Below are 22,185 nucleotides of genomic sequence, written 5' to 3' on the forward strand. Positions count from 1 at the left end.
CAAAATGAATCAGGGGCGGGCGGCTTCCTCACCGGGGAAAGCAGGTTCGCCCGGGAACGCGACTCCCAGCCGGCGGCGGATCTCGTCGGCCACGTCCAAGGTACGGATGGACGCTGCCAGAGTCCGTTGGCCGGCCTGCGTCTGCCCGGCTGCCACGGCACGGGCAACGGCGGCCGCTTCGTAGTGAAGTCCCTTGAAGTGGCCGCCGGCCGGTTCGTCATGGCGCAGGCGTGTTCCGTCAGGGAAGCGGACCTCGAAGCCACCGGGCATGTTGAAGGGACCGTCGATGGTCAGCGTGGCCTTGGAACCGACGATCGTTGCCGAAGTGGGCGTGAAGTTGTGCAGGTGGGTGTTCACCACGGCCTGCGCGCCGCCGGCGAACCGCATGATGGCGGACAGCTGGGCGTTGACCCCGGATTCGTGGGGTTGGCCGATGGCGTGCAGCTCTTCCGGCAGGCCCAGGACTTCGGTTACAAGGGCCAACGGGTAGGTGCCCAGGTCCAGTAGTGGGCCGCCGGCCAGCGCGGGATCGAATATCCTGTGGCCGCGTTCGAAGTGTTCGCCGTATTCGGCAAAAACCGTGGTCACGGTGCCCAGGGTCCCGGCGTCGAGGATCTGCCGGATCACGTCGAACTTGGGCAGGAAGAAACTCCACATGGCCTCGGCGGCGAACACCCCCGCGGCCTCGGCCTGTTTGGCGATGTCCCGGGCCTGCGCCGCGTTGAGGCCGATGGGCTTCTCGACCAGAACGTGTTTGCCGGCGTCCAGGGCGAGCACTGCGGCCTGGTGGTGGAAGTTGTGCGGCGTGCAGACGTAGACGATGTCGACGTCCGGGGCGGCGGCCAGCTCCTCGTAGCTGCCGTAGGCCGCGGGCACGTCGAATGCGTCCGCGAATGCCTTGGACCGGCTGAGCGAACGGGACCCGACGGCGGCGATCACCTGCCCCGTGTGCGCCTGGATGGACTCGGTGAAGCGTTCGGCGATCCAGCCCGGTCCCATGATGCCCCACCGCAGCATGGGGGCATCCCGGGATCCGGGCACTCGGGACTGCGGAAGGGTTGTAGCGGTCATGCGTAGCTCACTTTCGTGGATGCGCCGTCGCTGTGGAGGGACTGGATCATGGCTTGGGCCACGAGCGAAGCGTTGAGCCCATCCTGCGCCCCGGCCAGGGGTGGCTGGTCCCCCCGGGCCAACGCCGAGATCCAGGCCTGCAGCTGCAGCCGGTACGCGTCGGCAAAGCGTGGGCGCCAGTCTGCGGGTATCGCCGCCTGGCTAAGGCCCGCCTGTTGGGCGCCCAGCAGTGCGGAATCATTCAGGCCGGTGGTGCCGCGTTCCGAGACAACCTCACAGCGCGTGGTGTAGCCGTACTGGGCATTCAGGAACAGCTCCAGTGTGGTGAGGGTCCCGTCGGCGGTTCGGAGCGTCATAAACGCGGGATCCCGCAGTCCGGCCCCGGCGTTCCGCGTACTTTTCCCGGCCTGCCATGACACTTCCGTGATGGGAGAGTCCAGCAGCCAGGGAATGATGTCCAGTTCATGGATGGCTGAATTGGTGATGGCCGATTCCGAGGTGGTGCCCGGGCCCGCAGCGGCGTTGCGGCTGGTGCAGTGGACCATCAGGGGCTCGCCCTGCACCCGGTCCTGCACAGCCTGCCGCAGTGCTACGTAGCCCGGATCGAAGCGCCGCATGAAGCCCAGTGAGAGCAGGGATGCACCGGTTGCAGCCACCATGTCCGCGTCGGCGGCCACAACCTCCAGGCTTTCCAAAACCGTGGGTGCCAGCGGCTTTTCGCACAGGACCGGCGTCATCGCCTCAAAGCACTCCAGGACCAGGCCAGCGTGTGTGGAGTCGTGCGAGGCAACGACGACGGCGTCCACCTCCTTGGAGTTGATCAGCTCGGTGGGATCGGTGGTGATGCGGGCGGCCGGAGGTGCAGCGGCCGCGGCACGGCCGGCGTCGAGGTCTGCCACGAAGGTGACTTCGGCACCGCCGACGGTGGTGGAGAGGTTCCTAATGTGGTCCGCGCCCATTATTCCGGCGCCGATGACGCCTACCCGGATCGGCATGGGTGTTCCCTTCGTATGCGTTCGTGTGTGCGTGGTTCCCCGGACGGTGCGCACGGGCATGGCGGGGTGCTCCGGAGGAGATCCGGAGCACCCCGCCGGGTGCTGCCGCTAGGCGTGTCTGGGGGCGCCTGCCTGGACGGCGTCAGCGACGTCGGCCACTTCGGCTTTGACTTCCTTGAGGGCTTCGCTGTGGCCGCCGAGTTGTTCGAGTTCGTGCGCCAGTTCGGCGAGTTCGGCGCCGCCGGCCATCTGGGCGGTGAGCTCGTCGAGGGTGATGTCCTTCTTGTCGTAGTAGCCGATCGACTTGCCGCGCTTGAGCAGCAGGAACCGGTCCCCGACCGGGAAGGCGTGGTGCGGGTTGTGGGTGATGAAAATGACGCCGAGGCCGCGGTCACGGGCCTGCAGGATGTACCGCAGGACCACGCCTGACTGCTTTACGCCAAGCGCCGCCGTCGGCTCGTCAAGGATCAGGACCTTGGCGCCGAAGTACACGGCGCGGGCGATCGCCACACACTGGCGCTCACCGCCGGAGAGCTGGCCGATGGGCTGCTCCACGTCGCGCAGGTCGATGCCCATCTCGGCGAGTTCCTTGAGCGTGATGGCTTTCATCTTCTCGACGTCCATGCTTTTGAACGGGCCAAAGCCGCTGGTCAGTTCAGAGCCGAGGAAGAAGTTGCGCCAGATCGGCATCAGCGGCACCACGGCGAGGTCCTGGTAGACCGTGGCGATGCCGGCGTCGAGGGCGTCGCGGGGGGAACTGAATTTCCGTTCTTCACCCATGATGTTCAGGACACCGGCGTCGTGCTGGTGCAGGCCGGCGATGATCTTGATCAGCGTGGACTTGCCGGCGCCGTTGTCGCCCAGGACGCAGGTGACGCGGCCGTTGTCCACGGCCATGGTGACATCGCTCAGCGCAATGATGTTGCCGTAATGCTTGCCTACTCCGTCGAGGGAGAGCAGGTGGACGGGGGTGTGGGTGAGGGGATCTTTTTCATTCTGGAGCAGCGTTTGCTGGTCGATTTCCTTGGCATTCATTTCTCCGGCCCCTTACTTGAGTTCCGCGCGGCGTTTGACGATGAGGTTGACGATGGTGGCCAGCAGCAGCATCAGGCCCAGGAAGAACTTGAACCAGTCCGGGTTCCACTGCGCGTAGACGATGCCCTTGTTGGCCATGCCGAAGATGAACGCGCCGATCGCGCCGCCGATGGCCGATCCGTAGCCGCCTGTCAGGAGGCAGCCGCCAATGACCGCGGCGATGATATAGAGGAACTCGTTGCCCACACCTTCACCGGACTGCACGGTGTCGAAGGCGAAGAGGTTGTGCATGCCCAGGATCCAGCCGCAGAAACCCACCCCCATGAAGAGCCCGATCTTGGTGGCTTTGACCGGGACGCCGACGGCGCGGGCAGCGTTCTCGTCCCCGCCGACGGCGAAGATCCAGTTGCCCACCCGGGTCCGCATGAGCACCCAGGTTGCCGCGGCGACGAGGGCGATCCAGATGAAGACCGTGATTTTGACGTCGATGCCGCCGATGGTGACGGAGGAGGCAAAAACTGCCCGGGCGGACTCGAAGCCATCCATGTCCGAAATTGACGGGGATGAGACGCCGCCGCCGATCATGCGGGTGAGGCCCAGGTTCAGGCCGGTCAACATCAGGAAGGTGGCAAGGGTAACAATGAAGCTGGGCAGCTTGGTCTTCATCAGAATCCACCCATTGATGTAACCGATAGCCAGGGATACCAACAAGGCCAAGGCCACACCCACCCAGACATTGGTGCTGAAGTACCAGCTGAACATCGACGCCGTCAGCGCCGAACTGATCACGGCGACACCGGTGGAGAGGTCGAACTCACCGCCGATCATGAGCAGCGACACCCCGACGGCCATGATTCCAATTGTGGAACTGCCGTACAGCACGGTCGCGAAGGACGCCGGCTGCAGAAACGTCTGGGATACCACCGAGAAGAAGATGAAAAGGACGATTGCGCCCACAAGGGCGCCGACCTCGGGGCGGCCGAGTAGTTTCTGGAGCGGATTACGTTTACCGATACGTTCGTCGGTCACAGGGAGGATGGACTTGGATAGAGTCTGGGTCATGGGGTTCTCCTGCTAGGGCGGGTTCCGGAGCCACTGAGGCCCCGGAACCCGGCTCCGAGCATCCTTAGCGGATGCCTTCCTTGGCGAATTTGAGGACGTCAGGAGCTGCTGCCTGATCGATGATTGAGGGGCCGGTAAGAACCGGCAATCCTCCGCCAACGTGGTAGCCGCCACGCTTGACCTGCCACAGCGCATCGATGGCGCCGTAACCCTGCAGCCACGGCTGCTGGTCAACCGTGAAGGCTACCTTGCCGTCGATGATGGCTTGGGCCAGGTCGCCGTTCATGTCGAAGGAGGCAACCTTTACTTTGCTCTGCAGCCCCAAGGCTTCCACTGCTTTGTTTATGGTCAAGGTGAATGGCGCGCCGAGGCCGATGATGGCGTCCGCATCAGGGGTGGCCTGGAGCTTTGCGGTCACGGTGGAGGAAACCTGGGTCATATCGGTTCCCTGGACAAACAGGTTCTCGGTACCCGGGATCTTCGACTTGACACCGGCGCACCGGGAATCCAGCGCGACGTTGCCTTGTTCCATAATCACGCAGATCGGGTGCTTGGCCCCCAACGAAGAGAGCTTGGTTCCGACGGCGGCGCCAGCCAGGTTTTCATCAGAGCCGAAGTGCGTGAAGGCACCTACTTGCCGCCACACATCCGCACCGGAGTTAAGGCTGACGACAGGGATACCGGCGTCAGTGGCTTTTTTCAGGACGTCCTTGAGCGCGTCGGGCTTGGCCAGTGTAACGGCGATGCCCCCAACCTTCTGGTCAATCGCCTGCTGGATAAGCTGGGCCTGCCGTCCGCCTTCGGGATCTGATGTGTAGAGCAGTTCGACGTTGTCCTTCGCGGCCGCCTCTTCGGCGCCCTTGCGAAGAATATCCCAGAACGTGTCGCCGGGAGCGGCGTGTGTGACCAGGGCGATCTTGATACGTTCCGTCGTGGCCACCTGGCCACCGCCGGCCGCGTTGCCGGAGTCTGCGGACTTACCGCCGGTACTTGAACAGGCACTCAGCGCCAGCATCGGCACAACCGCCGCTATCAGGGCCGCCTTGCGCCAGGAAAGTTTTACCACGATGAATCTCCTTTGATTTCAGCTCCGGGCCGCTACATTGCAGCCACGGGAATGCGCCTATATCGATGATGGTGACTTGCCCCACAGATGTCAATAGTTTGTCCTGACATTAGGATGTTTTAACGTAAAGCGGCGAGTGTTTCGACCTTGGATCGAGGCGCTGACCGCCATTTCCACCACCGTCCCAGCACTCATTGCGGGAGTTGGCGGGGTAAGTCAGGGGGATCTCCCGCCTTACGCCGGGCACGCAAAAGCCCCTTCGAGCGGCTCAAAGGGGCTTTGCGACGTCAGGGGTGACAGGTCAGGGGGCGGGGCTGACAGCCACGGCTTTGGTGCCGGCCATGTGCTTGAAGTAGTGCTCCACGTCTTCCAAACTCTTGTCCTTGGTTTCCGGGACGTACTTGAAAGCAAACGCGATGGCGCCAACGCCCAGCACCGCGAACACGAAGAATGTGCTGGAGAGGCCGATAGCGGCGAGCAGCTGCGGAAAACCGAAGCCCACCATGAAGTTCACGATCCACAGTATGAATGCCGACGCTCCCATCCCGAGACCACGGATCTTCAACGGGAAAATTTCGGAAAGCATGAGCCAGGTGACCGGCGAGATGGCACCCTGTTGGAAGGCCAGGAAGGTGACGGTTAAGGCCAGGATAACGAAGCCACGGCCTGTTCCTTCGGGCAGGACCAGCGAGAAGAATCCGATCAGCAGCAGGGCGGCCGTCGTACCGATCTGGCCTGTGATAAGCATCTTTCGACGACCCACCTTGCCAAGCAGCCAGATCCCCACGAAAGTTGCCAGCACGGAAATGACGCCGTTGGCGATGTTGGCGGTCAATGCAGCTTCACGGCCAAAACCGGACTCGGCCAAAATCTGTGTCCCGTAGTACATGATCGAGTTGACACCCGTGATCTGCTGGATGACGGCCAACCCGATGCCCACGATGAAAATCCGGCGGAGCCAAGGAATTCCAAGGTCCCTCCAGGAACCCATCTTGGCCTTGTAGTCCTCAACAGCCATCGCTTTGACTTCTTCGAACTCGGCACGGGCCTCCGACTGGGACCGAATCCGCTGCAGCACGCTGAGTGTTTCGCCAAAGCTCCCCATGGAAGCCAGCCAGCGCGGGCTCTCCGGCATGAAGTTCATGCCGACCCACAGCGCGATCGCGGGCAAGGTGGCGATGACGAGCATCCACCGCCAGATTCCTCCTGCCTCCCCGAAGGTGTTGCCGAGATAGGCATTGAAGATGAAGGCCATCAACTGCCCGGTGACGATCATCAACTCGTTCTGAGTGACGATGCGCCCGCGCCGAGCGCTGGGTGAAACTTCCGCGAGGTACACAGGGACAGTCACGGACGCGCCGCCGACGGCCAGACCCAAAAGGAAGCGTGCGGCAATCATGACCCCGGTGCTTGGCGCGAAGGTGCAGGCAAGCGTCCCGATCAGGAAGATGATGGCCAGAACCATGATCATCTTGCGCCGCCCGTTGCGGTCTGCGAGTCGGCCGCCGAACAGGGCTCCAAAGGCGGCACCGAACAGGAGCGAGGACGTGACCAGGCCTTCGGTCAGCGGCGTCAGCCCCAGATCTTCCTGCATGTAGGGCAGCGCACCGTTGATGACACCGGTGTCGTAGCCGAACAGCAGCCCGCCGAATGTCGAAATGATGGTGACGGTCCGCAATGCGCGTTTATGGTTGGCGGGCGGTTTCCGGCCCACGGCCGGTGAGGCACCCGGCGCCGTCATACGCTCACCTTCTGGATGTACTGCTTCATGGCCTCCAGCTGGTAGCGGGAGACGTCCGCAGCGTTGTCGTCCTCGGCGAAAACACTGGAAACCATCACCGTATCGTTGCGGTCGAGGAAGCCTATTTCCTTCAGCCCACCGAAGAACTCGTCCCAGTTGACGTCGCCGTCGCCGATCTTCAGGTGCTGGTGCACGCGCACCGGGTTGCCTGGGGGGTTGGTGATGTAGCGCAGGCCGTGCGATGCGTGGTGGTCCATGGTGTCTGCGACGTGGACCAGGCGGAGCTTGTCCCCCGCGGCGCGCATGATGTCCAAGGGCGCGTTCTTCATGTGGAAGCTGTGCGAGGCCACATAGACCAGGCCCACGTTCTTGGAGTTCAGGCCGCGGATCACCCGGATGGCAGCCAGGCCCTCCTCCACAAAGTCGTCCGGATGCGGATCGATCAGCAGGTCGATGCCTTCCCGTTCGATGATGGGCAGCAGCTCCTCCATGGAGCGGTAGAAGGCACGCTCCGACTCTTCGGACTGCTCCGGGCGTCCGCTGAATTCGGTATTCATGGTGCTGACGCCCAGGTCGACGGTGATCTGGATGGCGCGCTTCCAGTAGCGGACGGCTGCTTCGCGCGCATCCTCGTCCGGGCCGGACCAACGGAGCACCGGAAGGACCGAGGCGATCTCGATTCCGGCGTCCCTGCAGGCCTTGTTGAGCTGGCCCACCAGTTCGTCGTCGGCCTTCGGGTGGTTGTAGAACGGGATGAAGTCGGCGTGCGGGGTCATCTGCATGTACTTGTAGCCGAGGTCCGCAACCACCCGGGGAAATTCGAGCAGGCTATGCGAGTGGTGGAACGGCGTGGGATCAAGCGCGATTTTCACGAGGAACACTCCATTGTGGATCAGTCAGGTTGTGCGTGGGACGGGACAGAACGGGAGGGGGCCCAAAGGCCCCCTCCCATACTTCCTAGCTGTAGAGTGCGGGCTTGGCGTTCAGCTTCACGGCGACCTTCTCGCCGTTCTTCTGCGCCTCGACGCCGGCTTCGCAGCACGCCGCGGTGGCGTAACCGTCCCAGGCGGTGGGGCCGCCGATTTCGCCGCGGACCGCAGCGTCAACCCAGGACTGGATTTCGACGTCGTACGCCGCGCCGAAACGCTCTTCGAAGCCGGGGGTGACATTGCCGCCCCAGCGGCCGGCGCTGCGCGTGTACGGGCCCTTGTCGCCGCCGATGTTCACGATGCCATCTTCAAGGGAGGCCTGGGTGGCCACTTCATAGCCGAACTTGGCGTTGACGTAGATTTCGACGTCGGCCAGGACGCCGGACTCGGTTTCGACCAGGACATGCTGGGGATCGTGCTGGCCGGCCGGTGCGTTCTTCGTGGCTTTGCCCAGGCGGACCTGGACGGACGTGATTTCCTCACCGGTGAAGAAGCGAATGGCGTCGAACTCGTGCACCACCGAGTCGTTGATCAGCATCTCATTGGTGAAGCCGGCGGGGGTGGTGGGATTGCGGTGCTGGTGGTGGAGCATCAGCAGCTCGCCAAGTTCCCCGTTGCGGATGATACCGCCCAGAGCGGCGTACTCGGCATCGAAACGGCGCATGAACCCAACCTGGATGCGCTTGCGGCCCAGCTTTTCCTCCGCCTCGACGATCTTCCAAGCGGACTCGGCGTCGGGGGTGAGAGGCTTTTCGCACAGGATCGGGAAATCCTTCGCCAGGGCCTTGTAAAGGATGTCCTCATGCAGGAAGCCCGGTGTGGCGATGAGGACGGCGTTGACGTCCCCGTTGTTCAGCGCCTCGTCGGCGTCGGCCAGGGCCACCGCGCCCGGAATGCCTTCAATGGCGGCCTGGGCACGGGCAAGATCAACGTCGACGACGGCGGCGACTTCCGCGCCGTTGATGCGCTGGTGGAGGCGCTGGATGTGGTCCGCGCCCATACGGCCGGCGCCGATGACGGCGACGCGAAGGGTTTCAGTCATTTGTTCTTTCCTTACGTTTCGGGTGCCTGGCGGGGCGTCAGTTGACTGCCGTGCGGGAACCGCAGGACAACAGGTAGTTGCGGGTGCGCTTGGCGATCGGCATGGGGACGTCGAAGGCCACGGGATACATATCCTGCTCCACGATGCCGAAGATGGGGCGGTTCAGTGCTTCCACCGCTTCGATGACGGCGCGCAGGTCCGGAAGCCCGTTCGGCGGCTCGGTCATCACACCGGCGAGGTTGGCCGCTGCCCAGGTCATATTTTCCTCATTGACCTTCTTCAGGATGTCCGGGTTGATCTGCTTCAGGTGCAGGTAGCCGATCCGGTCCGGGTAGTTCTTGATCAGTTCGAGACTGGAGGCCCCGCAGTATTCGGCGTGCCCGGTGTCCAGGCACAGGTTCAGGTATTCGGAATCCGTCGCGGCGAGCAGATGTTCGATGTCCTCCTGCGCGCCCACATGGGAATCGGCATGGGAGTGGAACTGCTGCTTGAGACCGAAGTCCTCCAGCAGCGTCTTCCCGAGGCGGTTGTGGCCGGAGAAGAGGTCGCTCCAGGCCTTCTCAGTGAGCTGGCCGCTTTCAACAGCTTCGCCGGTGACGTCATCGCGCCACATGGCCGGGATGACCACGATGTGCTCGCCGCCCATGGCTGCGGTGAGCTCCGCAACCCTGCGTGCCGGCTCCCACGCGGTCTCCCATTGGTCCAGTCCGCGGTGGAACGCGGTGAAGACCGTGCCGGCCGTGACCTTCAGGTCGCGAGCCTTGAGCTCCTCGGCCAGGCGGGCGGGATCGTTCGGCAGGTAGCCGTAGGGACCCAGCTCGATCCACTTGTAGCCGGATTCGGCCACTTCGTCGAGGAACCGCTCCCACGGCGTCTGCTGGGGGTCATCCGCGAACCAGACACCCCAGGAGTCCGGTGCGGTGCCGATGATCAGCTTGTTCTCAGTCATGACAGCGTTGTCTTTCTTTTAGGAACCGGTGGGGATCTAGTTGGAGGGGAAGTTGTAGGAGGCGCCGGAGGCGTGGGTGGGTTCGGGCCAGCGGGACGTGACGACCTTGCCGCGGGTGTAGAAGGACACGCCTTCCGGGCCGTAGATGTGTTTGTCGCCGAACAGGGATGCTTTCCAGCCGCCGAAGGAGTGGTAGGCCACCGGGACGGGCAGCGGCACGTTGATGCCGATCATTCCCACGGTCACGGAGCGCTGGAACTTCCGGGCGTTCGCGCCGGAGGAGGTGAAGATCGCGGTGCCGTTGCCGTAAGGGTTGGCGTTGATCAGGCTGATCCCGGCGTCCAGGTCCTCAACACGGACCACGACGAGGACCGGTCCGAAGATTTCCTCCGTGTAGGCGGTCATTTCGGTCTTGACGTGGTCGATGACCGTGGGGCCCACCCAGAAGCCGTCCTCGTGGCCGGGGACCACGAGGTCGCGGCCATCCACCACCATGGCCGCGCCGGCGGTTTCGGCTTCGGTGACGATCCTGACGATGCGTTCCTTGGACGCCGGCGTGATGACCGGGCCCATTTCGGCGCCGGGCGCGGTGCCGTTGTTGACCTTCACGGCCAGGGCGCGTTCCTCGACCTTTTTGACGATCAGGTCCGCGGCGTCCCCGACGGCGACGGCCACGGAGATGGCCATGCAGCGCTCCCCGGCGGAGCCGAATGCGGCGGCGGCGAGGTGGTCGGCGGCGTTGTCCAGGTCGGCGTCGGGCATGATGATGGCGTGGTTCTTGGCCCCGCCCAGGGCCTGGACGCGCTTGCCGTGCCTGGTGGCGGTTTCGTGGACGTACTGGGCGATCGGGGTGGAGCCGACGAAGGAGATGCCGTCCACGTCCGGGTGGGTCAGGAGTCCGTCCACGGTTTCCTTGTCACCGTGCAGGACCTGGAACACGCCGTCGGGCAGGCCGGCCTGCTTGAACAGCTTGGCCAGCAGCATCGACGCCGAGGGGTCACGCTCGGAGGGCTTGAGGATGAACGCGTTGCCGGTGGCAATCGCCATCGGGGCCATCCACAGCGGCACCATGACGGGGAAGTTGAACGGGGTGATGCCCGCGACGACGCCGAGCGGTTCGCGGAAGGAGAAGACGTCGATGCCGGTGGAGACCTGGTCCGAGTAGTCGCCCTTGAGCAGCTGCGGGATGCCGCAGGCGAACTCGATGACCTCCAGGCCGCGGCCGATCTCGCCCTTCGCGTCGGAGAGGACCTTGCCGTGCTCGGCGGTGATCAGCTGCGCGAGCTCGTCCACGTGGGCCGCGACCAGTTCGCGGAACTTGAACAGCACGTTGGTGCGCTTGGCCAGGGAAATATCGCCCCAGCTGTCCGCGGCGGCGCGGGCAGCGGCGACGGTGCCGTCCAGGTCGGCCCGGTTGGCCAGCCGAAGCTCAGCGGACACGGCGCCGGTGGCCGGGTTGTAGACCGGCTGGGTGCGGGTGCCCTCGCCTGCGGTTTCGGCCCCGTTAATGAAGTGGTTGATGGTGGTGGTCTGAGTGGTGGTGGCAGTCATGGCGACTCTTCCTTGAGTTGTGAGCGTGAGAGGGGTCGAGGAGGGGGTCAGCCCAGCAGCTTGCGCTGGCGGGACTTGTGGTCGGTGTAGGTCTGGAAGGCCTGCTGGGTGGAGCCGAGATCGGAGACCTGGGAGACGGGAACGTCCCACCACGACTCGGAGCTCGGTGCGTCCAGCAGCGGGTCTGATTCAACGTGGATCAGGATGGGCCCGCCGCGTTCCGGGGCGGCTTTGGCGTCCCGGATGGCCTGCTCGAGTTCGGCGATGACCTTCTCCCCCGGTTCGATCCGGACCACCTTCACCCCGAGGCTTTCGGCGTTCAGGGCCAGGTCCACGGGGAGGGTCTCGCCCTCGTCGAAGCTGTGCTGCTCCTCGTCCAGGGCCCGGTACTGGGTGCCGAACCGCTGGGAGCCGAGGGACTCGGAGAGCGAGCCGATGGAAGCGTAGCCGTGGTTCTGGATCAGGACCACAATCAGCTTGATCCGTTCGGCGACGGCGGTGACCAGTTCGGTGTGCATCATCAGGTAGGAGCCGTCCCCCACCATGACCACAACGTCGCGCTGCTCGCCACCGCGTGAGGCTTCTGCCAGCGCGGCGCGTTTGACGCCGAGGCCGCCCGGGATTTCGTAGCCCATGCAGGAGTACGCGTATTCCACGTGGTAACCGAACGGGTCCCGCACGCGCCACATCTTGTGCAGGTCACCGGGCAGGGACCCGGCAGCGCAGATGACGACGTCGGGGGCGTCCATGGCCCGGGACGTGGCGCCGATGATCTCGTTCTGCGCCGGCAGCGGCGTGAACCGCGTATCAAATGCCTCGTCCACGGTGGCGTCCCAGCGCTTCTTCTCGGCCGCGACCTGCTGTTCCAGGTCCGCGCCCACGCGGTAGCCGCCGAGGGCCTGGTTCAGCTTGACCAGTGCCTTGCGGGCATCGGCCACGATCGGCAGCGAGGTGCCGTGCTTGTACGCGTCGATCGGGGCGACGTTGATGTTGATGAAACGCACGTCCGGGTTCTGGAATGCGGTCCGGGACGCGGTGGTGAAGTCCTCGTACCGGGTGCCGATCCCGATGATCAGGTCCGCGTCGGCGGCGATGGCGTTCGCCGCCGTCGTGCCCGTGGACCCGATCGCGCCGAGGGAGAACTTGTGGTCCCACGGCAGGACGCCGACGCCGGCCTGCGTGTTGCCCACAGGAATCCCGGTCAGCTCGGCGAACTTCGCCAGTTCGTCGTTGGCGTAGGCGTACAGCACGCCGCCGCCGGCGATGATCAGCGGGCGCTTCGCGGCACGGATCGCAACGGCTGCGCGGCGGATGTCCTCGTCGTCGGCGTCAGGGCGGCGGATCCGCCACTCACGCTCGGCCAGGAACTCCTCGGGCACGTCAAAAGCCTCGGCCTGGACATCCTGCGGCAGCGAAATGGTCACCGCACCGGTTTCGGCCGGGTCGGTCAGGACCCGCAGGCCGTGGTGGAACGCCGAGAACAGCTGCTCCGGCCGGGTAACGCGGTCGAAGAACTTGGACAGCGGCCGGAACGCGTCGTTGACGGTGATGTCGTAGGCGTAGGGCTGCTCGAGCTGCTGCAGGACCGGGTCCGCGGCGCGGGTGGCGAAGGTATCGGAGGGCAGCAGCAGGACCGGCAGCCGGTTGGTGGTGGCCAGCGCGGCCCCGGTCAGCAGGTTCGAGGAGCCCGGCCCGATCGAGGTGCTGATCGCGAACGTCTGCCGGCGGCGGGTGTGCCGGGCATAGCCCACGGCCTGGTGCGCCTGCGCCTGCTCGTTGCGGCCCTGGTAATACGGCATGATCCGCGGATCAAGCTGCTGGTACTGCTTCAAAGCCTGCCCGACGCCGGCGACGTTGCCGTGCCCGAAGATGCCGAACGTGCCCGGGATGAGCCGTTCCCGGTAGTCCTCGTTGCCGATGCGGTCAACGGTGTATTGCTTGGACAGGTATTCCACCACGGCCTGTGCGACCGTCATCCGGCGGGTCCCCGTTGCTGTTGTCGTCCCCATGGGAAGTTACTCCGATACTTCTGCGGTGTGGGCTGGTGCGGTGTGGTGAAGGAGGGAGGCGGCGGTGCCCACGGCGCCGGCTACATCGCCGTCGGCCGGATACAGCAGTGTCCGTCCGACGGTGAGGCCCTGCACGCCCGGGAGGGCAAGGGCGGCCTGCCAGCTGGCGAACACCTCGTCCTGGGTGCCGTCCGGGTCCCCGCCCAGCAGCACGGTGGGCATGGTGGTGGCCGCCATGACCCGTTCCATCTCTGCCACCACGGGCAGCTTCATCCAGGTGTAGGCGCTGGTGGATCCGAGGCCCTCGGCAATGGCAATGGACTTGATGACGGCGTCCGTGGAGAGGTCATTGCGGACCTTTCCGTTTTCCCGGACGGAGAGGAACGGTTCCACCATGGCGATCAGCCTGCGCTCAGCAAGCGAATCGATGGCCTTGGCCGTAGCCTCCAGCATCGACACCGTGTCCGGGTCGCCGAGGCAGATGCGCGTCAGCATCTTGCCGCCATCGGCACCGAGGGCTTCCAAGGCTGCCGCGGTGTGGCCGGTGAACCGGTCATCGAATTCATTGACCAGCCCGGCGAGCCCGCCACGGTTCATCGATCCAAAAACGAGTTTGCCCTCCAGGGCGCCGAGCAGGAGCAGGTCATCCATGATGTCCGGCGAGGCCAGCACGCCGTCCACGTCCGGGTTGGCCAGCGCAATCTGCAGCCGGTCCAGGAGCTGGCGGCGGTCGGCCATGGCCACGGGATCATTTCCGACGGCGAGGGCTCCCCGGGCGGGGTGGTCCGCCGCGACGATGAAGTTCTGCCGGCCGTACTTCAGGCCGGGATGGCGGCGCCGAGCCGCGGCGGCCCGGGCAATGGCGTCCGGATCCTCGAGCCGGATGGTGCTCAGGTGCGCGTAGCGGCGAGGATCGTCGTCCAGGGCATTGTTCGAGGCGAGGGGAGTGAGTGTCACAGCGCTGCTCCTTGGGGGACTGATGTGCCGGGAACCGGGCGGCCGCGTTCGGCCAGCAGCGAGGTGACCTCATCCGGCGTCGGCATCGCATCGGCACAGGACAGACGGGAGGCAACAATCGCGCCTGCCGCGTTGGCGTAATCCAGGACCTGGGCCAGCGGCCAGCCGGACAGCAGCCCGTGGCAGAACGCTCCGCCGAAGGAATCTCCGGCACCGAGGCCGTTGACGGTTTCCACCGGGACAGGGGCGGACACCACACGCTCTGTGCGGGTCTTCGCCATGACGCCCTCCGGGCCGAGTTTGACGACGGCTATCTCCACTCCGGCGGCGAGCAGGCGGTCGGCCTGCTCGTCAGGGGTCCCCTCCCCCACCGCGACGGCGCATTCCTTGTCATTGCCGATGGCTACCGTGACATGCGGCAGGATCTTGGCGACCTGGGCCCGTGCCTCCTCTTCCGATGCCCAGAACATGGGGCGGTAGTCCAGGTCCAGGATGGTGAACTGGCCTTCCTGGAGGCCGGCCTGCGGGCGGGCTTCATGTGCTTTGATGTGGGCTTCGCGGCTGGGCTCCTGGCACAGACCCGTAACGGTGGACCAGAAGATCCGCGCGTCCCGGATGGCGTCCAGGTCCAGCTCTTCGGCCCTGATCTGGAGGTCGGGTGCTGTGGGGAAACGTCCGTAGAAGTACAGCGGGAAGTCTTCGGGCGGCTTGATCGCGCAGAAGGTCACCGCGGTGGGCCACTCCTTCACGGGCGTGACAAAGGAATCATCAACATTGAACTTCTTCAGTTCCCGGTGAAGATACGTTCCGAACGCGTCATCGCCGGTGCGGGTGATCACGCCGGTCCGGCGGCCATGCCGGGCAGCCGCCACGGCAACGTTCGACGGCGATCCGCCAAGGTACTTTCCAAAGGAGGTCACGTCCTCCAGATCCACGCCGATGTCATTCGGGTAGATATCAACGCTGATGCGCCCGATCGTGAGCAGTTCGTGGGTCACGGTAATCGCGGACCTTTCTTGTTTGAACTCTGTACCTCAAAACAGCTAGAGCCCGGTGCCTGGCTGGCCCCTCCATGAGCGGGGTCACATCCACTACTCTGCCCTAGAATCAATGTCCTGTCAAAGGTTTGTACTGACATGTTTACAACTTGCCAAAGACTGCGAGGATGGGAACATTGGACGCCCGCAGCCGCCGGAATTGGCGCTATTTTCGGGGCACGGCCAGCTCACCGGTGACATATTGCGCCCGGCCAAAGCCGAAGGACCAGTCATCGGCGGAGTTCTCCACGTAGCCGATAAAAACATCCTCACCGGCGATGTCCAGCTCCGCCAAGCGCTCCGCGATGGCCGCAAAGAGGGATTGCTTCGATTCCCGACTGCGCCCGCCCTGGGTAAAGATCTGGATCATCACCACGTCCGGCGTGCGCTGGAAACCGAGCCCTGCATCCTGGGCCACAATCTGGCCCTGCGGATGCTCCGTGAGCACATGGAAATAGTCCCGTTCCGGGATTTTGTATTCCGCGAGGATCGCGTCATGGATCCCCCGGCTAAGGCGGCGCAAGCCTTCGGCGCTGCGTCCCTGGTTAACATCGATTCGCACGAGTGGCATTTCAATCTCCTTGAACTTTGTCCTGACATACTAACAAACTCATTCAGGTGGGTGCAAGCATTCCGGCAACTGCGCCTCCGGGGACAGCCCCAAGGACCGGCCGGAAAGCGGTACGACGACGGACGGTCACCATCGCTGCGATGGTGACCGTCCGTCGTCGTACTTGTGCAGAATAAGCGGAACCTCATTGGCCGGTTACGCGTACGGCCAGGAGGCCTACATGAGGGCCGTGACGGGATAGGCGGCAACTTCGCTGCCGATGGATACCTGCTGCGCGGCAGGCCTCTTGGCCCGGGCGGCGGCGATGACCATCACGGCCAGCCCGAGCAGCGTGATGCCGGCACCGGCCCAGATGGGTGAGGTATACCCGAGACCGGCGGTGATGGTCACGCCGCCGAGCCAGGCGCCAAGGGCGTTGCCGACGTTGAAGGCCCCAATGTTGGCACCGGAAGCGAGGGTGGGTGCGCCGGCCGCGTATGTCATCACACGCATCTGCAGGCCGGGGACTGTGGCGAAGCCGAAGCCGCCCATCAGGACGATGGAGGCGACAGTGAGCACCTGGTTGCCGGCGGTCAGGGCAAAAGCCACGAGGACAACCACCAGGATCGCGAGGACCACGATGAGGGTACGGTCAACGTTGCGGTCCGCGGCCTTGCCGCCGATGGTATTGCCGATGAAGAGGCCCACGCCGAAGACGATCAGCAGCCACGGCACGGCGGATGCCGCGAAGCCGGAGACTTCGGTGAGCGTATAAGCGATGTAAGTGAACGCGCCGAACATGCCGCCGTAGCCGAGGATCGTGACCAGGATGGAGAGCCAGACCTGGCCGGAGCGGAAGGCCCTCAGTTCGCTGCGCAAGGTTCCGGGGACAGTGTCCCCGTGGCCGGTCCTGGGAACCAGGGTGATGATTCCAGCCAGGGCGATAACGCCAATGACGGTAATGGCCCAGAAGGTGGAGCGCCAGCCTGCTGCCTGTCCCAGCATGGTGCCGAAGGGCACGCCCAGGACGTTGGCAGCGGTGAGTCCGGTGAACATAATGGCGATGGCGCCGGCCTTTTTGGTGGGGGCCACCATGTCCGCCGCCACTACGGCGCCGATTCCAAAGAAGGCGCCGTGGGCCAGTGCGGCGATGATGCGGCCGGCCATCATCACGCCGTAGCCGGGGGCGATGGCCGAGATGAGGTTGCCGGCGACGAACAGCACCAGCAGTACGGCCAGGACGGGCTTGCGTTCAAAGCGGGTCACGGCCGCCGTCAGCAGCAGGGCACCAACCACAACGGCGAGGGCGTAGCCAGAGATCAGCCAGCCCGCCGTGGCCTCGCTGACCCGGAAGTCGGCGGCCACCTCGGGCAACAGGCCCATGATAACGAACTCGGTGAGTCCAATGCCGAACCCGCCGAGCGCGAGGGCTATCAGGCCAATGGGCATAGGGGTGCTCCTTTGAAAACTGTACGGGAGAAGATAGGACGCGTAAGCTATTAGTTGCAGACGCGTTATTTATTGTTGCACACGCAAATACACCGCGCAAGCAACTATTACTGGCTAGATCCACGTGCAGGCCCTCGTGCCGCTGGGATGGCCACCGGAAGAGGACAAGAGAATGGGTATCAAGGATGACGCCGTGGAAGTCCGCGCACAGGGTTGGCGCACCCTCGCGGCGCTGCACGGGCTGATCGAAGGCGAACTGGAACGCTCACTCCAGGCAGAGTCACAGCTATCGGTCGTGGAGTACACCGTTCTGGACGCTCTCAGCCGGCAGGACGGCTGGCACATGCGGATGCAGCAACTGGCCCGCGCCACCGCCCTCAGCGCCAGCGCCACCACCCGCCTGGTCAACCGCCTTGAGGACCGCGGCCTGCTCACGCGGATCCTCTGCGCGGACGACCGCCGCGGAATCTACACCGAACTCACCACCAGCGGCGTGGCCCTCCTGGAGGGCGTCCGGCCGGTCCACGACGCGACGCTGGAGCGCGCCTTGGCCGAGGCCCAGGCGATTCCGGAGCTGACCGCGCTGGTGGACGCGCTCCCCGGACTCCACGCCAGCGTCTAACTCAAAGCCTCTTGACCGGAGAGTGCATCAGGCATAGATTTGTAATCAACCAACTCATTGATCAATGATTTGATTGATTTAGAGCAGGAAGGCCTCGCAGCACGATGAGCTCCACCGACGATGCATCACTGGACTCGGCCTTTATGGCACTGGCCGATCCCGTGCGCCGCCTCATCATCGCCCGGCTCAGCCGGGGCCCGGCCACGGTCAATGAATTGGCAGAACCCTTCGCGATCACCAAACAGGCGGTCTCGAAACACATCCAGGTCCTCGAGCAGGCACAGCTGGTCACGCGTACGCGTGACGCGCAACGCCGGCCCGTCCACCTGAACCCCGCACGGCTGGAGGCGCTCACCGCCTGGATTGACCAGTACCGGTTGGTCCGCGAGGGGCAGTTCCGCAGCCTCGATGCCGTGCTTCGATCCAGCACCGCGCCAGCGGTGAGCATCCCTAAGGAGTCATCATGAGCAATTCCCTGAAACTCAGCGTTCCCGAAGGACTCCCCTTCATCGATTACGAACGCGAGTTCGATTTCCCGGTCGCGGACGTGTTCCGCGCGCATAAGGACCCTGACCTGATCGTCCAGTGGCTCGGCCCGCGGGGACTGAAGATGGACATCGACCACTACGACTTCCGCACCGGCGGCACCTACAGCTACCTGCACACGGGGCCCGACGGCGTCGCCTACGAATTCAGCGGAGTCTTCCACACCGTCCGGGAAAACGAATTCGCCATCCAGACCTTCGAGTTCGGCGGCTACCCGGATGTTGTCAGCCTCGAATTCATGACCTTTGAGGACCTTGGCAACGGACGCACCCGCCTGCGGGGCCACTCTGTCTACCCCACCCAGGAGGCGCGGGACGGCATGGCGCAGTCCGGCATGGAGGGCGGCATGACGGAGGGCTACGAGCGGCTGGATGAGCTGCTGAGCGGCGCAAAGGTCTAGGGCACAAAAGTACGACGGCGGACGGTCACTTTCCGGAGAAGGTGACCGTCCGCCGTCGTACTTAAACAGCAACGCGGGGTCACTCCATACCCGATCCAACCTCTGGAACGGGCAGGGAGTGACCCCGCGTAGCGGTATTACCGACTAGAGCGCTGCGTAGACTTCGCGCAGCAGCTTGGCGGTCTCGGACGGCGTCTTGCCGACCTTCACGCCTGCAGCCTCAAGTGCTTCCTTCTTGGCCTGGGCGGTTCCTGCGGAACCGGAGACGATGGCGCCGGCGTGGCCCATGGTCTTGCCTTCGGGAGCGGTGAAGCCGGCAACGTAGCCAACAACCGGCTTGGTGACGTTGGCCTTGATGAAGTCAGCCGCACGCTCTTCGGCGTCGCCGCCGATTTCGCCGATCATGACAATCGCCTTGGTTTCGGGGTCAGCTTCGAACGCAGCCAGGGCGTCGATGTGCGTGGTGCCGATGACGGGGTCGCCGCCGATACCGATGGCGGTGGAGAAGCCCAGGTCGCGCAGTTCGTACATCATCTGGTAGGTCAGGGTGCCCGACTTGGAAACCAGGCCGATGGGGCCCTTGCCCGTGATGTTGGCCGGGGTGATGCCCACCAGGGCTTCACCCGGGGTGATGATCCCGGGGCAGTTCGGCCCGATGATGCGGGTGACCTGGTTGCCGTCGGCGTCAACCTTGGACTGGGCCAGGGCCCAGAACTCGGCGGAATCCTGGACCGGCACGCCTTCGGTGATGACAACGACCAGGCCGATGCCTGCCTCGATGGCTTCCACAACGGCGTTCTTGGTGAATGCCGGCGGCACGAAGACGATGGAGACGTCGGCGCCGGTTTCAGCCATGGCTTCCTTGACGGTGCCGAAAACGGTGATTTCGTTCTCACCGTGCAGGACCGTGGTGCCGGCCTTGCGGGCGTTGACGCCGCCAACAATGTTGGTGCCGGCCTTCAGCATCAGGGCGGTGTGCTTGGTGCCTTCGCCGCCGGTGATGCCCTGGACGATGACCTTGGAGTCCTTGTTCAGATAGATAGACATGGTGCGTCCCTTTACTTAGCTGCGTTGGCGAGCTCGGCGGCCTTGTCGGCGCCCTCGTCCATGGTGGCGGCCAGGGTAACCAGCGGGTGGTTGGCCTCGGCCAGGATGCGGCGGCCTTCCTCAACGTTGTTGCCGTCGAGGCGGACTACCAGCGGCTTGTTCGCGGAGTGGCCCAGCTCGGCCAGCGCACCAACGATGCCCTTGGCGACGGCGTCACACGCGGTGATGCCACCGAAGACGTTCACGAACACGGACTTGACCTGCTCGTCGCCGAGGATGACGTCGAGGCCTGCTGCCATGACCTCTGCGGAAGCTCCACCGCCAATGTCCAGGAAGTTGGCGGGCTTGACGTTGCCGTGGTTTTCACCGGCGTAGGCAACGACGTCCAGGGTGGACATGACCAGGCCTGCACCGTTGCCGATGATGCCTACGGAGCCGTCCAGCTTGACGTAGTTCAGGTCCTGCGCCTTGGCCTTGGCCTCGAGCGGGTCCGCTGCGTCCTTGTCTTCAAGGAGTGCGTGCTTGGCGTGGCGGAAGTCGGCGTTCTCGTCGAGCGAGACCTTGCCGTCCAGTGCCACGATGTCGCCGGCGCCGGTCTTGACCAGCGGGTTGACCTCAACCAGGGTGGCGTCTTCCTTATTGAAGACGTCCCACAGCTTGAGGATCACAGCGGCGACCTTGCCGCGCAGTTCCTCAGCGAAGCCTGCGGCTGCAACGATCTCGTCAGCCTTGGCCTGGTCGATGCCGACCGCGGGATCGATGGCGATCTTGGCCAGCGCTTCCGGACGTTCGACGGCGAGCTGCTCGATCTCCATGCCGCCCTCTACCGAGCACATGGCCAGGTAGTTGCGGTTTGCCCGGTCCAGCAGGACGGAGAAGTAGTACTCCTCGGCGATGTCAGCACCCTGGGCGATCATCACCTTGTTGACGGTGTGGCCCTTGATGTCCATGCCCAGGATGTTGGTGGAGTGCTCAAGTGCCTCGTCGGCGGTCTTGGCAACCTTGACGCCGCCGGCCTTACCGCGGCCACCGGCCTTAACCTGGGCCTTAACGACAGTTACGCCGCCGATCTTCTCGGCAGCTGCCTTTGCTTCTTCTGGGGTGTACGCCACGATGCCAGCAAGCACGGGTACACCGTGCGCCTCGAACATATCGCGCGCCTGGTATTCAAACAGGTCCACGGTTTAGTGTCCTTCTACGTCGAAGTAGTTTCTGTACAGTCGGGCACCATCGAAGACGGTGACCGGGCTGCGGAATTGCAAGCACCTGCGACTGGTTGGAAACGAGCCACGCGGCGCAATGCTCCTTTCGGAACTCTAGTCCTTTCTGGGGACCGGCCCGTCCCAGACTACCGCTTATGTGAGTAAGGACACTATTCTATGGAGCGTAGAAAAAGCCCTAGATTACGGGGTTTTTGGGGCCTCTGACGGGGCAATGGAAGCGGGTTCGGACGCCTTGGAAATAAGTTCGTAGCGGTCCCGTGCAACAAAGAATCCGACGCCTGCGGACACGTTTCCGCACGCCACGCCGCCGTTGTAGGCCGAACAGCGCAGCCCGTTCCGCTCCAGGTTCTGCCCTTCCGGAAGGGCCGGAAGCTGGGTGATCGGGCCGGCCTTGTTCCCCTCGGGTCCGTAGGCCGCCTCCATTTGTGTGACGCCGGAACGGCACCCGCCGTAGGTTGCCGACTCAGGAGTCAGCAAGGCTGTACCGCCGAGGTACCCCAGGCCGGTACCGGCGCAGTCGTCCTTCACATCGGCGGCTGCCGGCTTGGGATACCTTGCGAGCTCGCAGTGCGCCACGGGAACCGTAGCAAGCTTGGTGTTCGCGCTGTCGCTGAAGTTGTTCTGCTCATAGGGAAGCTTGATGTGCTCGCCCTTGGCCGAGGTCAGTGAACACACGATGGAGCGGTCCTCAGTCACGAAGGAGAGGATGTCGTCGCCGGCAGCGAAGGGGGCCGGATCAGCCAGGGCTGCCTGCTCCAGTTGTTCCAGTGCGGGCAGCGGCGGCGGAGCCACGTAGCCGGGGTCCTCGGTGGTGATGGAACACGCCGTGACCGCCAGCAGGAAGAAGGCGGCCAGGATCCCCAATACAGTCCGTCGCATGGGCTCCATTATGCCCGGATGCCGG

Annotated in this window: 21 protein-coding genes; 3 read left to right on the plus strand and 18 right to left on the minus strand. The window is 64.4% G+C overall.

Features of this window, described 5'->3' with window-relative positions; genetic code table 11:
• Positions 1 to 9: 9 nt before the first annotated feature.
• From J2X42_RS16655 to J2X42_RS16725, 15 genes are all read right to left on the minus strand, one after another.
• Positions 10 to 1,071, minus strand: a complete 1,062-nt coding sequence (locus tag J2X42_RS16655; RefSeq protein ID WP_310166930.1) for a Gfo/Idh/MocA family oxidoreductase — start codon at positions 1,069 to 1,071, stop codon at positions 10 to 12.
• Positions 1,068 to 2,066, minus strand: coding sequence for a Gfo/Idh/MocA family oxidoreductase (locus J2X42_RS16660; RefSeq protein WP_310166932.1), 999 nt, complete (start codon positions 2,064 to 2,066; stop codon positions 1,068 to 1,070). Before J2X42_RS16660 ends, J2X42_RS16655 begins: the two co-directional genes overlap by 4 nt.
• Before the next feature lie 108 nt (positions 2,067 to 2,174).
• Positions 2,175 to 3,101, minus strand: a complete 927-nt coding sequence (locus J2X42_RS16665) for an ATP-binding cassette domain-containing protein (RefSeq protein WP_310166934.1) — start codon at positions 3,099 to 3,101, stop codon at positions 2,175 to 2,177.
• Between the two features lie 12 nt (positions 3,102 to 3,113).
• A complete protein-coding gene (locus J2X42_RS16670) occupies positions 3,114 to 4,163 on the minus strand; it encodes an ABC transporter permease (RefSeq protein WP_310166935.1) in 1,050 nt (349 codons plus the stop codon).
• A gap of 64 nt (positions 4,164 to 4,227) precedes the next feature.
• On the minus strand, positions 4,228 to 5,229 hold the full coding sequence (locus J2X42_RS16675; RefSeq protein ID WP_310166936.1) for a substrate-binding domain-containing protein: 1,002 nt from the start codon (positions 5,227 to 5,229) through the stop codon (positions 4,228 to 4,230).
• Between the two features lie 301 nt (positions 5,230 to 5,530).
• On the minus strand, positions 5,531 to 6,970 hold the full coding sequence (locus J2X42_RS16680; protein ID WP_310166937.1) for a sugar porter family MFS transporter: 1,440 nt from the start codon (positions 6,968 to 6,970) through the stop codon (positions 5,531 to 5,533).
• A complete protein-coding gene (locus J2X42_RS16685) occupies positions 6,967 to 7,842 on the minus strand; it encodes a sugar phosphate isomerase/epimerase (RefSeq protein ID WP_310166938.1) in 876 nt (291 codons plus the stop codon). The genes J2X42_RS16680 and J2X42_RS16685 overlap by 4 nt, the downstream gene beginning before the upstream one ends.
• An 85-nt stretch (positions 7,843 to 7,927) precedes the next feature.
• Positions 7,928 to 8,941 (minus strand): Gfo/Idh/MocA family oxidoreductase, encoded by a 1,014-nt coding sequence (locus tag J2X42_RS16690; protein ID WP_310166939.1) that lies wholly within the window; start codon positions 8,939 to 8,941, stop codon positions 7,928 to 7,930.
• A 37-nt stretch (positions 8,942 to 8,978) separates the two neighbouring features.
• Positions 8,979 to 9,890 (minus strand): sugar phosphate isomerase/epimerase, encoded by a 912-nt coding sequence (locus tag J2X42_RS16695; protein ID WP_310166940.1) that lies wholly within the window; start codon positions 9,888 to 9,890, stop codon positions 8,979 to 8,981.
• A 36-nt stretch (positions 9,891 to 9,926) separates the two neighbouring features.
• Positions 9,927 to 11,441 (minus strand): CoA-acylating methylmalonate-semialdehyde dehydrogenase, encoded by a 1,515-nt coding sequence (locus J2X42_RS16700; RefSeq protein WP_310166941.1) that lies wholly within the window; start codon positions 11,439 to 11,441, stop codon positions 9,927 to 9,929.
• 47 nt (positions 11,442 to 11,488) lie between these two features.
• On the minus strand, positions 11,489 to 13,417 hold the full coding sequence (gene iolD, locus J2X42_RS16705; protein ID WP_310166942.1) for a 3D-(3,5/4)-trihydroxycyclohexane-1,2-dione acylhydrolase (decyclizing): 1,929 nt from the start codon (positions 13,415 to 13,417) through the stop codon (positions 11,489 to 11,491).
• A 39-nt stretch (positions 13,418 to 13,456) separates the two neighbouring features.
• Complete coding sequence (locus tag J2X42_RS16710; RefSeq protein ID WP_310166943.1) at positions 13,457 to 14,407, minus strand: deoxyribose-phosphate aldolase; 951 nt, start codon at positions 14,405 to 14,407, stop codon at positions 13,457 to 13,459.
• Positions 14,404 to 15,405: a 5-dehydro-2-deoxygluconokinase gene (iolC, locus tag J2X42_RS16715; RefSeq protein ID WP_310166944.1), complete on the minus strand. Its 1,002-nt coding sequence runs from the start codon at positions 15,403 to 15,405 to the stop codon at positions 14,404 to 14,406. Before iolC ends, J2X42_RS16710 begins: the two co-directional genes overlap by 4 nt.
• A 205-nt stretch (positions 15,406 to 15,610) precedes the next feature.
• Positions 15,611 to 16,015: a tautomerase family protein gene (locus tag J2X42_RS16720; RefSeq protein ID WP_310166945.1), complete on the minus strand. Its 405-nt coding sequence runs from the start codon at positions 16,013 to 16,015 to the stop codon at positions 15,611 to 15,613.
• Between the two features lie 216 nt (positions 16,016 to 16,231).
• Positions 16,232 to 17,443: an MFS transporter gene (locus J2X42_RS16725; RefSeq protein ID WP_310166946.1), complete on the minus strand. Its 1,212-nt coding sequence runs from the start codon at positions 17,441 to 17,443 to the stop codon at positions 16,232 to 16,234.
• A gap of 172 nt (positions 17,444 to 17,615) precedes the next feature.
• Here J2X42_RS16725 and J2X42_RS16730 point away from each other — a divergent pair, with 172 nt between their 5' ends.
• The 3 genes from J2X42_RS16730 to J2X42_RS16740 all read left to right on the plus strand — a co-directional run bounded on the left by J2X42_RS16730 (position 17,616) and on the right by J2X42_RS16740 (position 19,011).
• Positions 17,616 to 18,065, plus strand: a complete 450-nt coding sequence (locus tag J2X42_RS16730; RefSeq protein WP_310166948.1) for a MarR family transcriptional regulator — start codon at positions 17,616 to 17,618, stop codon at positions 18,063 to 18,065.
• 104 nt (positions 18,066 to 18,169) lie between these two features.
• A complete protein-coding gene (locus J2X42_RS16735; RefSeq protein WP_310166950.1) occupies positions 18,170 to 18,532 on the plus strand; it encodes a metalloregulator ArsR/SmtB family transcription factor in 363 nt (120 codons plus the stop codon).
• Positions 18,529 to 19,011, plus strand: coding sequence for an SRPBCC family protein (locus tag J2X42_RS16740; RefSeq protein ID WP_310166954.1), 483 nt, complete (start codon positions 18,529 to 18,531; stop codon positions 19,009 to 19,011). The genes J2X42_RS16735 and J2X42_RS16740 overlap by 4 nt, the downstream gene beginning before the upstream one ends.
• A 144-nt stretch (positions 19,012 to 19,155) precedes the next feature.
• Here J2X42_RS16740 and sucD read toward each other — a convergent pair whose 3' ends face one another.
• The 3 genes from sucD to J2X42_RS16755 form a co-directional block, all read right to left on the minus strand.
• The gene (gene sucD, locus J2X42_RS16745) at positions 19,156 to 20,058 is read right to left on the minus strand and encodes a succinate--CoA ligase subunit alpha (protein ID WP_306921137.1); all 903 of its coding nucleotides are present in this window, start codon (positions 20,056 to 20,058) and stop codon (positions 19,156 to 19,158) included.
• A gap of 11 nt (positions 20,059 to 20,069) precedes the next feature.
• Positions 20,070 to 21,239, minus strand: a complete 1,170-nt coding sequence (gene sucC, locus J2X42_RS16750) for an ADP-forming succinate--CoA ligase subunit beta (RefSeq protein WP_310166958.1) — start codon at positions 21,237 to 21,239, stop codon at positions 20,070 to 20,072.
• 222 nt (positions 21,240 to 21,461) lie between these two features.
• Positions 21,462 to 22,169 carry a hypothetical protein gene (locus J2X42_RS16755; protein WP_310166959.1) on the minus strand — a complete coding sequence of 236 codons (708 nt, stop codon included), beginning with the start codon at positions 22,167 to 22,169 and terminating at the stop codon, positions 21,462 to 21,464.
• Between the last annotated feature and the right edge of the window lie 16 nt (positions 22,170 to 22,185).

Origin of the sequence: Arthrobacter sp. BE255, from assembly GCF_031457335.1 — a bacterium.
Lineage (GTDB): Bacteria > Actinomycetota > Actinomycetes > Actinomycetales > Micrococcaceae > Arthrobacter.

Excerpts from the sequence above, each read along its gene's own strand:
- J2X42_RS16740 (WP_310166954.1), top strand. The coding sequence starts at position 18,529 with ATGAGCAATTCCCTGAAACTCAGCGTTCCCGAAGGACTCCCCTTCATC.
- J2X42_RS16660 (WP_310166932.1), bottom strand. The coding sequence starts at position 2,066 with ATGCCGATCCGGGTAGGCGTCATCGGCGCCGGAATAATGGGCGCGGAC.
- J2X42_RS16725 (WP_310166946.1), bottom strand. The coding sequence starts at position 17,443 with ATGCCCATTGGCCTGATAGCCCTCGCGCTCGGCGGGTTCGGCATTGGA.
- J2X42_RS16690 (WP_310166939.1), bottom strand. The coding sequence starts at position 8,941 with ATGACTGAAACCCTTCGCGTCGCCGTCATCGGCGCCGGCCGTATGGGC.
- J2X42_RS16670 (WP_310166935.1), bottom strand. The coding sequence starts at position 4,163 with ATGACCCAGACTCTATCCAAGTCCATCCTCCCTGTGACCGACGAACGT.
- sucD (WP_306921137.1), bottom strand. The coding sequence starts at position 20,058 with ATGTCTATCTATCTGAACAAGGACTCCAAGGTCATCGTCCAGGGCATC.
- J2X42_RS16665 (WP_310166934.1), bottom strand. The coding sequence starts at position 3,101 with ATGAATGCCAAGGAAATCGACCAGCAAACGCTGCTCCAGAATGAAAAA.
- J2X42_RS16695 (WP_310166940.1), bottom strand. The coding sequence starts at position 9,890 with ATGACTGAGAACAAGCTGATCATCGGCACCGCACCGGACTCCTGGGGT.
- J2X42_RS16680 (WP_310166937.1), bottom strand. The coding sequence starts at position 6,970 with ATGACGGCGCCGGGTGCCTCACCGGCCGTGGGCCGGAAACCGCCCGCC.
- J2X42_RS16730 (WP_310166948.1), top strand. The coding sequence starts at position 17,616 with ATGGGTATCAAGGATGACGCCGTGGAAGTCCGCGCACAGGGTTGGCGC.
- J2X42_RS16720 (WP_310166945.1), bottom strand. The coding sequence starts at position 16,015 with ATGCCACTCGTGCGAATCGATGTTAACCAGGGACGCAGCGCCGAAGGC.
- J2X42_RS16755 (WP_310166959.1), bottom strand. The coding sequence starts at position 22,169 with ATGGAGCCCATGCGACGGACTGTATTGGGGATCCTGGCCGCCTTCTTC.
- J2X42_RS16735 (WP_310166950.1), top strand. The coding sequence starts at position 18,170 with ATGAGCTCCACCGACGATGCATCACTGGACTCGGCCTTTATGGCACTG.
- J2X42_RS16700 (WP_310166941.1), bottom strand. The coding sequence starts at position 11,441 with ATGACTGCCACCACCACTCAGACCACCACCATCAACCACTTCATTAAC.
- J2X42_RS16655 (WP_310166930.1), bottom strand. The coding sequence starts at position 1,071 with ATGACCGCTACAACCCTTCCGCAGTCCCGAGTGCCCGGATCCCGGGAT.
- iolD (WP_310166942.1), bottom strand. The coding sequence starts at position 13,417 with ATGACGGTCGCACAGGCCGTGGTGGAATACCTGTCCAAGCAATACACC.